This is a genomic window from Synechocystis sp. PCC 7509, assembly GCF_000332075.2.
Taxonomy (GTDB): domain Bacteria; phylum Cyanobacteriota; class Cyanobacteriia; order Cyanobacteriales; family Chroococcidiopsidaceae; genus Aliterella.
The window spans coordinates 3,064,231-3,076,867 of sequence record NZ_ALVU02000001.1 but is presented as its reverse complement, the minus strand read 5'-3'; the positions used below and the strand labels follow the sequence as shown (position 1 = coordinate 3,076,867).

Sequence of the window (12,637 nt, the reverse complement as noted above, 5' to 3'; positions counted from 1 at the left end):
CTACTTGAAGTCAAAATATTGAACTCCTGAAAGCACCCGTAAAAGTGCAAGCTTAGGAGTTGGCAAATTGCCGAATATTTCAAGCAGTCAAGGCGGCTTTAATCCATTGACTCAAAGTAGCTACTACTTCATCAATTGGGATCTCTTGAGATTGGCGGCTTTTTCTGTCTACAACTTCTACTTTATTTTCCTTCAGGCTGCGCCCGGTAACGATTCTGTAAGGTATACCGATTAAATCAGCATCTTTAAACTTAACTCCCGCTCGTTCGTTGCGATCGTCTAGTAAAGTCTCAATTCCGGCGGCGTTTAAATCTGTGTAGAGTTTTTCTGCTGTTTCTACTTGCTGAGTGTCGCTAATATTGGGAATGCAGATAATTACGTGATAAGGCGCGATCGCAACTGACCAAATAATCCCATCTTTATCATAAGATTGCTCTACCGCCGACTGTGCTAGACGCGATACCCCCACACCATAACAACCCATTACTAAGGGCAATTCCTCCCCTTGTTCGCTCGTGTAGGTAGCTCCCAAGGCTTGCGAGTATTTAGTTCCTAGTTGAAAAATATGCCCGACTTCAATACCTCTAGCACTTTGTAAGATTTGAGTAGAATTATGGGTTGAGAAGTCGCCGGATCTTGCTTTTTGTAAATCTATAGCCTGTGAGGGTTTGGGGAATTGTCGATCCCAATTTGCGCCGACTACGTGGTAATTAGCTTCATTTGCGCCAGTGACAAAGTTTTGCAGAGAAGCAGCAGTTTCATCGACTAAGCGTAAAAACTTGGGATGGATAGTGCGATCGCTCTTTATATAATCATCGCCAATATCCGGCGCGATGTAACCCAATGGTAAAGATTTAGCCGCCCATTTTTTTTGTGCTTCGGTATCGGGAACAGTTAAAGCTAAAACATTTTTGGCGCTGTATTGACTAGCTAAATTAGTTAAATGGTTTTGTAGCTTAACTTCGTTAACATCTCTATCTCCACGAATGCTAACTAAAACTAAAACTGTCATGCCATTGTCATAAACTGCCTGATATAGGACATTTTTAACTAAGGTTGTTGGCGAACAATCTAGTAACTTACAAACTTTCTCTATAGTTTCAGTCCCTGGAGTTTCTCGCTTTTCGTAGGTTGTAAAAGGGGACGTTTCCGCCGTTGGTGGTAAAGATACAGCCTTTTCTACGTTGGCGGCGTATTGTCCATCTTCGGTGTAAAGTACCTCATCTTCTCCAGCTTCCGCTAGTACCATAAATTCTTGCGAACCAGAACCGCCAATCGCTCCTGAATCTGCTTGTACGGCTCGAAATGCCAAACCCGAACGGCGAAGCATATTACTATAAGCCTGGTGCATATCGTCGTAGGTTTTTTTCAGGCTTTCAGTATCGGTGTGGAAAGAGTAACCATCTTTCATAATAAATTCTCGTCCGCGCATCAGTCCAAAACGGGGGCGAATTTCATCCCTAAACTTAGTTTGAATTTGATAGAGATGTACGGGTAATTGACGGTAAGAGCGGATAGTTTCACGGGCTACAGTAGTAATTACTTCTTCATGGGTGGGCCCTAAACCTAATTCGCGATCTTGACGATCTTTAAGGGAAAACATAATTCCTTCGGCTTTAGTGTAGGTATCCCAGCGCCCAGACTCTCGCCACAATTCCGCAGGTTGGATTTGAGGTAATAAGCATTCTTGCGCCCCTGTGGCGTTCATTTCTTCGCGCACAATTTGGGAGACTTTTTGCAATACGCGCCACATTAAGGGTAAATAAGCATAGATACCGCTACCAATGCGACGGATATAACCCGCTCGGAGTAATAATTTGTGACTGGGAATTTCTGCTTCTGTAGGATCTTCCCGCAGAGTAACAAATAACATTTTTGAAAGTCGCATTGCTCGTAACCTATCTTTGTTTGGCGATAGCGCAAGCGCGCACGCAGGGCTTCGCAATTTTTAGTTTAAATCTAAAGTTAGGCAATTTCTAATTACTGAGTAATGCTTCGACAAATTCGTAGCTAGAAAAGGGGCGCAAATCTTCTATTCCTTCCCCCGCACCTATAAACCGAATTGGTAGACCAAGCTGCTGTACTACAGCTAAGGCAATTCCTCCTTTAGCTGTACCATCAAGTTTAGTTAAAACTACACCGCTTAACTGCGCGGCTTCGGCGAAAACTTCCGCTTGTCTCAGTCCATTTTGACCGAGAGTAGAATCTAAAACTAAAAGCGATTCCACCTTAGCATCGGGGGCTTTTTTGTCTACAATCCGGCGAATTTTACTTAGTTCGTCCATCAAATTCTTCTTATTTTGCAGTCGTCCTGCTGTGTCTACTAATAATAGCTCTATAGAACGAGACTGAGCCGCCGCGATCGCATCAAACACTACGGCGGCGGGATCGGTATTTTGTCCGGGATTAGCTACTACTTCCGTCCCACTTCTTGCACCCCAAATTTTTACCTGTTCCACCGCCGCCGCTCGAAAGGTATCCGCCGCGCCAATTAAGCATTTATAGCCGGATTTTTGGGCAATATGGGCAAGTTTGCCGATAGTTGTAGTTTTACCTGCACCATTTACTCCCGTCATCAGCCAAATATTCAGGGTGTCTTTTTCGGGTATAAAGGTGCGGGAATAGGTTTCTAAAGGGCGATCGAGCATATCGCGGAGAATTTGCTTAAGATAGGCGATCGCTTCGTCGGCGGGTAAGGCTTCCTGTTTTAGCCGCTCTTGCAGGGCATTAATAATATAATCGGTCGCTTGAACTCCTACATCTGCTTGCAATAACAATGTTTCTATTTCCGTTACCGCCGCTTGATTGAGTGGACCTTGACCTACTATGGCTTTTAGCTGATTAACTATACTACGGCGGGTTTTATCTAATCCTTGCCGAAGTTTTTTGAGCCAAGTGATTTCTTCAAGGGAAATATCTTCCGGGCGACGACCTTGAGATGCTAAAATTTCCGCCGACCACAAAAACCCTTCATCAAAAGCAACTAATAATTCTTGTGTAGGTTGGACTTGTGGCGATCCTTCGGGTTCAACTTCTTCAATTGCTGTAGCTTTGAGCCTTTCTATTCTTGCTAGTCTGTCAGCTTCAGTTTGCGCCCAAAATGGCAGGGGGGTTGTTTCCTCTGTTTCTAGATTGTTGCTGAGTTCCTCAGAGGGAGCTAGGGGCGTTTCTGCGTCCGGTTCGTTTGCTTGGGGAACTACTAATGTTTCTGGCTCTGCGTCTGGCTCGTTTGCTTGGGGAACAACTGGCGTTTCTGCGTCTGGTTCATCTGCTTGGGGAACAACTGGCGTTTCTGGCTCTGCGATTTCCGCCGTTCCTTGTTCGGCAATGACATTCTCAACAATGCTTTGTGGGGTAGATTGTGCTTGCTGTTGTTGAATATTTTGGTAAGCCGCCTTAGCCCATTTTAAGTATTCTGCCGCCGTGTCTTCCTCTGAGGAAGTTTCAGCTTCGGGTTCTACCTCCGCCGGGGTAATAGTAGCTTCTTCTTCTGGGGTAGAGGCATCTTTATCGCTAAATTGACGGCGAAACCAATTAAAAACCATTGGACTAACTTACTTAAATTAGGGGTATTTTTGAATAAATCCAGCACAGATTAAGAAACTGGAGCGGTGGGAGCTTTTAGTTGCTCAGTAACGCGGCGCATTACACCGTTAATAAACTTATGTCCTTCATCGCTGCTGTAACGTTTGGCAATGTCTACCGCTTCGTTGATGGCAATGCGATCGGGTATACCCAAAAATAAGATTTCGGCGATCGCAATTCTAAGAATATCGCGGTCAATTTTAGCTAATCGATGTACTTGCCAATCTACTAAAGCATTCCCTAGTATTTCATCTATTTGCTTGACTTTGGCGCTGACTGTCCCCACAACACTAATGGTATAGCTGCGGACTTCTTGCTGATTTGCTAGTTGTATCCATTCTGGCATTTCCAAAGCTACACCCAAGCGATTGATGGCGCTTGTCGTAACTTCCACCGCTTCGCTTACCATCACCCGCGCTGATTCTACATCGGCGGCACGAATTTCGCTAGCAAGTAAGCGATCGCTACTCCGTTGTAATTCCGAAGAAGCATTTGTTAGCGCGTCTTGGGCTTCGGTTGTCAGCGTGCGGATAGCGGCTAATAGTAAATCTGATATTTCTTGATTTTCTAGCTTTTCTAGTGATTGTGGGCGTTGACTCAAGCTCAATAGGGCTAGTTCGCGGGCAATTCGGCGAGGTGTTTGGGTTTGCATAGCAATTTTTATGGGTGGGGAGGATTTACAAGAGCGTGATGTCTAAATTTTTTCGGTGTGGGGTGTTTCGATTTTTAGCTCGTTGGCGGCGGGTAAAGAAGTGACTAAACTATTGGGGGCGACAATTCCCCCAGATACTACTACTTTAAAAGCATCTTCAATGGACATTGATAAATTGATTACTTCGTCTTCGGGGACTACCGCGTACCATCCCGTAGCGGGGTTAGGAGTAGTGGGAATAAATACGCTCAGTACCGGGCGAACCATTTGCGCTTGAATTTCATTGCTCATGCTTCCAGTTACAAAAGCGATCGCCCACATCCCTTTTCTGGGATACTCTACTAAAATCACTCGGCGAAATCTGCCATTAGTGTCTTTAAGTAAAGTTTCCAGTAACTGCTTTAAAGTTTTATATACGGCTCCGGCTAAAGGAATTGCTTCTAATACATCTTCCCCTACATCTAGCAACCACCGCCCCGCGATGTTGCGAGCCATTAAACCGATTACCAAAATACACAGTAACGGTACTGCTAACCCGACTCCCAAGTTTAGCAAGGTGACTAAAATTGGGTTCATATCGTCAAACGGATTTAGTTGTTTGGGAATCCGCGTCAGAAAGTTTACAACCCAGTTGGCGATCGTAATCGTTAGCCAAATTGTAGTAGCCAGGGGAATTACTACCAATAACCCGGCAATTAAGTCATTTTTTAAGTCTTGTTTGAAGCGTTCGAGCACTAATTGCTCACTCTCCTTTAATAATTGCTTTTGAGGTTTTACAGACACTTGCTTAAACCTCAACCTATATAAAATCTATGTTCTCACTTTGAGTCCCGTAGGCAATAGGCGAAGAATTACTCAGCATATAATTACTTTCTCGATCGCCCTACGTAACAATTATTTTTATTGTAGGGTAGATTGAGTTCAGCTTGGGTTTTGTACCGATTTATTGGCGCTAATTAGACTTCTTAAGCCCATCCAGCCGATAAAAATATAAGCAGTCGAGATTAGCAAGCTGCGGATAGTCATTCTAATACTAGACTGTAAAGCTTCTTGTTTTGCTTGGTTTACCAACTGTTGTTTTTGGGTTTGTATTTGGGCTAGTCTTTTGCCACCAAGAGCAACAGGATCGCTTTGCTGTGCCAAAAATTCTTCTAAGGCTTTAGGATTAGCTTTAAATTGGCGTAGTAATTTTTTCTCTGCTTCAGGAGTGCGATCGCTATTGAGGGCTTGATTAAACTGTTGTTCGTTTTGTAGCAAAGCTGTAACTTGGGCTTTAAATCTACTTTTTTCTGCGTCTACTTTAGCGCGGACGTTGGGATCGCCTAACTGAGCTTGGGCTTGGTTGAGTTCGTTTTGCAACTGGGCTTCTTGTTGCAGGGAATTTTGATTGATGCGCTCTACGGCTCTAACGCTTTCAGTATTTACATTATTGATGTGTAAAGGAATCATCACCAAAAATAGCAATCCTAAAAGGCTAGACAATAATAACGCCCAAAATTTTAAGCTTAACCAAAGTGGCGGCTGAGTCAAAGTATCGCTGCGGCGCTCAAACCAGTAACCTACAAGCAAAAAAGCCAAGCCAATTACGGGTGTAATCCCCCGATCAATGGTGGCGGTAATAAAACCAATTTGCCACAGAGTATCTCTCTCTCCCGCCGGAAAACCCAGAATCACAAAATCTAGGAGAAAAGACAAAATTAATACTATTCCCACCAGTTTCAATGTCTGAGCAATAAAAGGAGATGGAGAGTTATTGATAGCTTTCATTGGTTTTAAGTAAGTTGATAATTAAAGGAACTTTAAGACTTGCGATCGAGACTAATGGCTTGTTCTAAGGCTAATTTTTCTTTAACTTTACGAGCATAAGGCTGAAGAAGCTTTAAATGCAAACCTGTAATCATACTCAAATTTTCGAGCGTTATGCCTTTGCTCAACATTTCTACTCGCCATGTCTGTGCTGCTTGCTCAATGATTGGCGATCGCCCTTCTGGTGTCAACAAGCCCTCAGTTAATTCCAGCCAACGTAAATCTATATCTGTAGCAGTCATTGGCAACCCTGCATCATTGAGAAACAACGCCGGATGCTCATCAGTGCGGCTTCTAAGCCACCCGGTTAAAGGATTTCGACTATAAGATCCGTAGCGTTTACCCATAATCCATTGATTGACGGGGACTTGTCTTGAGTTTATTTGTAATAAGTGGCGATCGCTATCATTAATTTGCTGGGATTTTTCTAAACTAGCTATTTCTTGTTGCGACAAACCAGCACCAAATAAAACGTACATCAAGGCGTAGTCACGCAAGCGCGCTTTTTTAGCTCTATGTAAAATCTCGTGGACTATAGACGGTTGTAAATCGTTGATGGCGGTGGCTGTAGTTTCAGCTTTTAGCAATAATACCAAGTTGTCGATAAATTCAGTGCGATCGCTCCACAACTGCTGTTCGATGCAAGTATTTTCAATCACGAAGTAACCCAATAACGCTGCAAGGAGCATACTTGCTAATTTTTCTGGGGCTAATCCGCAATCGGGGGATTTTGCTATTGCGGGGGCGAGATACTTTGCAAGAGAGCTATTTGCTTCGTTTATTCCTTTGCTTAGGGCTTGGCGATTTTGGGGGGGATAATGCCTAGCTTCACCAATTAAAGATAGTAATAATTCCGGTGCTTGGGTTACAGATTCAAGAAACGCGATCGCATATTGCGCTACAGCTTCTCCTAAACTATCTACTTCTTGAGCAGGGATTTGTAACAATTCCCCTGGTTGCTTAAAGGCTGCGGATTCTTCCATTACCGCTAACATCAATCCCTGCTTATTGCCAAAATGCCTGAATAAGGTTACCTCGTTTACTTGCGCTAATTCTGCTACGGCTTTGGTTGTAGTCTCTGTAACTCCAAGGGAAGTAAACAACTTCAAGGCTGCGTCTATTAATTTCTGTCTGGTGGAATTTTGAATAGACATAAAAATGTAAGTGTTGCTTGCATTTTGAGAAAGTTGTTGTTAGACTAGAAATGTAAGTAGCACTTGCAATGGCTTTAATTAATATAGCGTTTTTGGCGCTGACAATTTTTATATACAGGGAAATTTATGACTGCATCAGTAATAACTGAGGGTAAGCCACCGCTTGCTCTTAGCTGGATTAGTATCGGTTTTTTTGCAGCTTTTCACGTTTTAGCAGTGTTGGCGGTGGGGTGTTTCTCTTGGTCAGCCTTGGGAGTAACATTATTTTTACATTGGCTGTTTGGTAGTATTGGGATTTGTTTGGGTTATCACCGATTACTAAGCCATCGTAGCTTTCAAGTACCAAAATTATTAGAATATGCGATCGCAATTATCGGCGCATTGGCAATTCAAGGGGGTCCAATTTTTTGGGTAGCCGGACACCGCTTGCATCACGCCCATACCGAAGACGAAGAAAAAGATCCCTATTCTTCAAGGCGTGGTTTTTGGTGGAGTCATATAGTTTGGCTTTTCTACCCGCGTCCAGAGTTTTTTGACTATAAACAGTACAGCAAATTTGCTCCAGACTTAGCCCGCGATCCATTCTACCGTTGGTTGAATCGCTACCATTTATTCTTGCAAATTCCTTTAGCTGGATTATTATACGTTTGTGGTGGAATGCCTTTCGTTGTTTACGGCATTTTCTTAAGGTCTGTATTACTGTGGCATAGCACCTGGTTAATTAATTCCGCAACGCACATTTTCGGCTACCGTAATTTCCCTGACTCTAAAGACGATTCCCGCAACCTATGGTGGGCGGCGATTCTAACTTATGGCGAAGGCTGGCACAATAATCACCATGCTTACCCCAAAGTAGCTAAAGCTGGGTTGCGTTGGTGGGAAATCGATGTAACTTGGTGGGCGATTAAAACTTTACAGATACTGGGGTTAGCTAAAAAGGTGACAATGCCACCAACTAGATAAAAGTGCGATCGCATTACTCAATAATAAAATTAAGTTAAATAGAAAGAGCATTAAATTTATCTGATGCTCTTTTTTAACGTATATGACTACAACAGATATCTTCGTTTTAGCTGTTGGTGGGCTAGTTTCAGGAATTATGGCAGGTTTATTAGGTATTGGCGGCGGTGTGTTGTTAGTACCGCTTTTAGTCTCTTTAGGTAATAAGCCGATTGAAGCTACAGCTACCAGTAGTTTAGCAATTGTGATTACTTCGGTTTCTGGCAGTATTCAAAATTGGCGAATGGGTTACTTCAACTTAAAAAAAGTCTTGTATTTAGGAATTCCAGCTTTAATAACTGCTCAATTAGGCGTTCTTATAGCAATTAATATTCCATCCTACGTATTACTAGCTTTGTTTGGAGTTTTACTACTTATTAACATTTATTTAGTGCAATTGCGGAAACAATTACTTATTCAAGAAAACCCAGATAAAAAGCCATTTAATCCAACTATTTGTAGCATAGCAACGGGAGGCGCAGGAGGTCTTTTAGCCGGATTATTTGGTGTTGGTGGAGGGGTAATTATGGTTCCTTTGCAAATGTTGCTTTTAGGGGAACATATCAAAGTCGCAATTCAAACTAGCTTAGGAGTAATTATCAGTACGGCGGTATCGTCTTCTGTAACCCAAGCTTATGCAGGAAATGTATTGTTTATTCAAGGGATAATTTTAGGTTGTGGCGGGTTATTGGGGGCGCAAATTAGTACGCGAGTTTTACCAAAGTTGCCCGATAATGTCGTTAGTATCGTATTTCGCAGCTTTTTGGGAATATTATCAATTTATATTTTTTATCGAGCTTGGTTGAACTATCAAGGGTTAGCCAGCTAATATTAGCTAAAGGTTTGCAATAGCCAGCGAGTGATTGCGCCATCATCTTCGGTTTGGCTGCGTTTTAAGGCGGTTTCTACAAGAGAAATTGCAAGTTTTGGTAATACTAACGATTCTTGAATTTCTCCGCTTCTTCCTTCTGATATAGAAAAGGCAATAACATCATCCTTATTTACATCAATTACCCAGTATTCTTCTGTACCTGCATTTTCGTAAAGTAGCCTTTTTGCTCCCAAATCATCATTTACAGATGATGCACCAATTTCTACTACTAATCTAGGTGGACTAAATTCCTTCAAATTAATTGGTATATTTGTCCGAGGTGGCAACTCAAACTCTGTACCAATGTAATAAGCTAAGTCTGGTTGAAATTCACTCTTATTTAGCTGGCGAAAACTAGCATTAACTAACTCAACAATGCGAATATTTTTGACAGTTGCATAAAGACTAATAACTTTAGAAATTATAGAATTTTGTCTAGCATGAAGCGGCCCAACTGGTGACATTTCAATCCTCATGTACTGTTGGTGATAGTAAAGTTTAGCCTTTAAGTGACTTATTTTGTCAGCGATTGCTAAAAATTCTTCCCAGCTATATTTTACCCAAACATCTGTATCTAATTGTAAATTAGGAGCTATAACCATGATATTTTCAATTATTTTCAATATATTCAAACTTTAATCAATTTATATTTTTGATTGCGCTTAGTTGATTTATTAAGAACAAGCTAACTAAAAATTTGCAATAGCCAGCGATTAATTGCGCCATCATCTTTGGTTTGGCTGCGTTTTAGAGCGGTTTCTACAAGAGAAATTGCAAGTTTTGGTAATACTAACGATTCTGTAATTGTACCGCTACGTCCTTCGGATATAGAAAAGGCGATAATATCATTGCTATTAACGTCTACTACCCAATACTCTTGTATTCCTGCGCGATCATATAATAACCGTTTTCGCCCTAAATCGTCATTTAGCGATGTTGCACCAAACTCTATTACTAAGTTAGGTGGATTAAACTCTGATAGATTGACAGGAGAATTGTTACGAGGTGGAAAATTAAACTCATCACCAATATAAAAAGCTAAGTCTGGTTGAAATTCTCTAACATTTGGTTGACGAAAACTACAATTAGTTAAGCCTTTAATTCTAATATTTTTTACAGTTGCGTACAAGCTAATGATATTAGAAATTATATGATTATCCTGACTATGGCTAGAACCAATTGGAGGCATTTCGATTTTTAAGTATTTTTGGTCATAATAAAATTTACCACCTTCATACTCTTGATTATTGGCTAAGTTTACAAATTCTTCCCAGCTTCCTATTATCCAGATGTTTGTTAATACTTGTGTAGGTGCTGTACTAATCATGGCGTTGTACCTCGGTTATTTCAGTATATTCAAACTCGTTAGGACTTTGCTTAACTAAAGAATAGCGATCGCTATTTATTTGCATTGAATCTTCTTCACAATCTAACTTAGGCGAATTGTAGGTAAGTATGTATTCTCTCCCGATATAATTTGCCATTTCCTCGGCAACTTCGCCGCGCCATTGAGTTTTAGTCACTAAGACAACTAATTGATTTGCTAAGTTAGGAATTGTCTTCGCAATTTGCCGTCTATACATTTCGTCTAAAGTACCAAAAGGAGAATCCATTACTATCGGAAAGGTACTACTATCAGAAACCATTAGTAATTTATTTTCGCTCCATTCTCGCACTCGGTCGATAATTGCGCCAATAAAAGATAAACTAAGTATTTGATTTTCCCCTGTAGAAGCTGCAACGGTTGCATCTTTCCAAGTGGTATTTTCTATTAATGTTAATTCGTATTTTTCGCTAAGTTTAGGAATGTAAGGAGTAAAGGATATTTGAGCAAATATTTGTTGTACTTTCTGCTCTAATAACAAACGAAATTGTTGCTCTAATCTTTTTCTAACTTCAATTAAACGCTCGGTAGCATCTTGCGCTGCTGTAATTCTCCGTTGCGCTAAAGCTTGCTTTTGTTCGTTCATTTTCTGTTTAGAAACTTGTTTAACTAATTCTCCTACTTCGATAGTTAAATCGTTTACTTTTTGCTGATTTGCTCCTTGTTCTAAAATTAATTCCCTGATTTTTGTTTCTGTAATATCTAAGCGTTTTTGTAACTGTTGGATATCCTCATTTGGATAATTTATTAGTTTTTCTCTAATAGTATCCAACTCATTTTCTAGCGCTGATATATCTGTTCTATACTGCTTAATATTATCTTGCTGACGATCTACTTCTTGCCAAAATTCCGGGACTTGTTTATCAATTTCATCTACTTGCGCTCCCATACGAATCGCTATTTCTTCTACATCTGAAGAACCTGCTTTATCTAACCAAGATTCTACTAAATGATGGGCGTGAGTACCATTTATTAACTCTGCGCCACAAATACAACGTTGTTGTGCTAACAAATCTCCGACAAACTGGCGCTTAATTCCTGTAGGCAATTCTCCTCTTGCTCTCAAACCATCAATAATGTTTCTAAATTCAGCAGTAACATCAGATAGTAAAACTGTATAGCCGCGGGTAGAAATAACTCTTTTTAAAACATCTTTTGCTTGTTTTAATTGTTCTTTAAGTAGCTTAATTTGTTGTTCTAGTTGGTCGCGTCGTCTTTGTAATTCTCCCGCGCCACTCAATTCTAATAAGCGCTCGCCTATCTGTTTTTTAATTTCTTCTTGATATTGGGATTCTGTAGATATTTCCTTTTGTCGTGCTAAAAGTTCGTTAATTTTGGTTTCTAGACTTTCCTGCTCTTTTAATAGTTTTTTGGTTTCGGAATCGCCAATTATTTTTAGTTCATCTTCTAAAGTTCTTCTCGCCGCCTTTAGATGTTCTACTGCCCGATTTAATACTTTTATTCCTAATAATTCTTTGGTAGCTTCAGCAATTTCGCCCTTTTTTTCATCTCTAACAATTCGTTCGATTCTTTCGCCATCGAAAAAGAAATATTGATATAGTGTCTCAGGTAAAATTCGCCCAATTATATCTTCAGCTAGTTGGTGAGATACTACCCATCTTCCATCATCGGCGGCTATGTAAGGAGCTAGTTTGCTTTTGGTATGCTCGATTTTATCGTTAGTTCTATAACCATAACAAGAGCGTCTAAAACGATAACGTTTACCATCATGTTCAAAGACAAGATTTACCCAACATTCTACAGATTCACCTATTTGTACTTCGCTAACTGCACGTTTATTTACTAATTGATCTTCTACTGCAAAGGCGGCGGTAAATTTTTCATACAATACCCAAGTAAAAGCATTGAGTAAGGTTGTTTTCCCTGCGCCGTTGTTACCATGAATAATCGTTGTGTTGCGCTCTCCACCTGCTAAGATTATTTCTGGTGTCATGCCATAAAATTGACGAAAATTATTTAATTGAATTGACATCAATCTCATTGCACTTCTTCCTTGATAATTTTGAGAATATCGTCATTAATATTCCAAGGACTTTTCATATATAATTTATCTTTCTCAGCTTGCAATACTTTTTCAATAATGTTTTTAACTTCAGGAGGCGCGGTTGTAATTGGTGCTTGAATGTCGTCGATATTAGTTTCTTGATTCATGTTGGTATCTAAAC

The 12,637-nt window shown here is 40.5% G+C and carries 12 protein-coding genes; 2 read left to right on the top strand and 10 right to left on the bottom strand.

The window, feature by feature from the left end:
- Window positions 1-79 precede the first annotated feature (79 nt).
- The 6 genes from proS to SYN7509_RS0215320 all read right to left on the bottom strand — a co-directional run bounded on the left by proS (window position 80) and on the right by SYN7509_RS0215320 (window position 7,197).
- On the bottom strand, window positions 80-1,888 hold the full coding sequence (gene proS, locus SYN7509_RS0215345; RefSeq protein WP_009633071.1) for a proline--tRNA ligase: 1,809 nt from the start codon (window positions 1,886-1,888) through the stop codon (window positions 80-82).
- 88 nt (window positions 1,889-1,976) lie between these two features.
- Complete coding sequence (gene ftsY / locus SYN7509_RS0215340; RefSeq protein WP_009633070.1) at window positions 1,977-3,545, bottom strand: signal recognition particle-docking protein FtsY; 1,569 nt, start codon at window positions 3,543-3,545, stop codon at window positions 1,977-1,979.
- Between the two features lie 50 nt (window positions 3,546-3,595).
- Window positions 3,596-4,237 carry a transcription antitermination factor NusB gene (gene nusB, locus SYN7509_RS0215335; protein WP_009633069.1) on the bottom strand — a complete coding sequence of 214 codons (642 nt, stop codon included), beginning with the start codon at window positions 4,235-4,237 and terminating at the stop codon, window positions 3,596-3,598.
- A gap of 42 nt (window positions 4,238-4,279) precedes the next feature.
- Window positions 4,280-4,972, bottom strand: coding sequence for a DUF502 domain-containing protein (locus SYN7509_RS0215330; RefSeq protein ID WP_192819839.1), 693 nt, complete (start codon window positions 4,970-4,972; stop codon window positions 4,280-4,282).
- A 186-nt stretch (window positions 4,973-5,158) separates the two neighbouring features.
- Window positions 5,159-6,004 (bottom strand): hormogonium polysaccharide biosynthesis protein HpsJ, encoded by an 846-nt coding sequence (gene hpsJ-B / locus SYN7509_RS0215325; protein ID WP_009633067.1) that lies wholly within the window; start codon window positions 6,002-6,004, stop codon window positions 5,159-5,161.
- A 32-nt stretch (window positions 6,005-6,036) separates the two neighbouring features.
- On the bottom strand, window positions 6,037-7,197 hold the full coding sequence (locus SYN7509_RS0215320) for a TetR family transcriptional regulator (RefSeq protein WP_009633066.1): 1,161 nt from the start codon (window positions 7,195-7,197) through the stop codon (window positions 6,037-6,039).
- A gap of 126 nt (window positions 7,198-7,323) precedes the next feature.
- On the opposite strand from SYN7509_RS0215320, the gene SYN7509_RS0215315 reads away from it, so the two are divergent.
- Window positions 7,324-8,160 carry an acyl-CoA desaturase gene (locus tag SYN7509_RS0215315; RefSeq protein ID WP_009633065.1) on the top strand — a complete coding sequence of 279 codons (837 nt, stop codon included), beginning with the start codon at window positions 7,324-7,326 and terminating at the stop codon, window positions 8,158-8,160.
- 82 nt (window positions 8,161-8,242) lie between these two features.
- A complete protein-coding gene (locus SYN7509_RS0215310) occupies window positions 8,243-9,025 on the top strand; it encodes a sulfite exporter TauE/SafE family protein (RefSeq protein ID WP_009633064.1) in 783 nt (260 codons plus the stop codon).
- A 2-nt stretch (window positions 9,026-9,027) separates the two neighbouring features.
- Here the strand turns inward: SYN7509_RS0215310 and SYN7509_RS0215305 are convergent, their stop codons facing one another.
- The 4 genes from SYN7509_RS0215305 to SYN7509_RS30490 all read right to left on the bottom strand — a co-directional run bounded on the left by SYN7509_RS0215305 (window position 9,028) and on the right by SYN7509_RS30490 (window position 12,623).
- On the bottom strand, window positions 9,028-9,669 hold the full coding sequence (locus tag SYN7509_RS0215305) for a Uma2 family endonuclease (RefSeq protein ID WP_009633063.1): 642 nt from the start codon (window positions 9,667-9,669) through the stop codon (window positions 9,028-9,030).
- Between the two features lie 83 nt (window positions 9,670-9,752).
- Window positions 9,753-10,394: a Uma2 family endonuclease gene (locus SYN7509_RS0215300; RefSeq protein ID WP_009633062.1), complete on the bottom strand. Its 642-nt coding sequence runs from the start codon at window positions 10,392-10,394 to the stop codon at window positions 9,753-9,755.
- Entirely contained in the window at window positions 10,387-12,453 is a 2,067-nt protein-coding gene (locus SYN7509_RS0215295; protein ID WP_009633061.1) for an AAA family ATPase, read from the bottom strand. The genes SYN7509_RS0215300 and SYN7509_RS0215295 overlap by 8 nt, the downstream gene beginning before the upstream one ends.
- The gene (locus SYN7509_RS30490) at window positions 12,450-12,623 is read right to left on the bottom strand and encodes a hypothetical protein (RefSeq protein ID WP_192819838.1); all 174 of its coding nucleotides are present in this window, start codon (window positions 12,621-12,623) and stop codon (window positions 12,450-12,452) included. The genes SYN7509_RS0215295 and SYN7509_RS30490 overlap by 4 nt, the downstream gene beginning before the upstream one ends.
- Window positions 12,624-12,637: the final 14 nt, after the last annotated feature.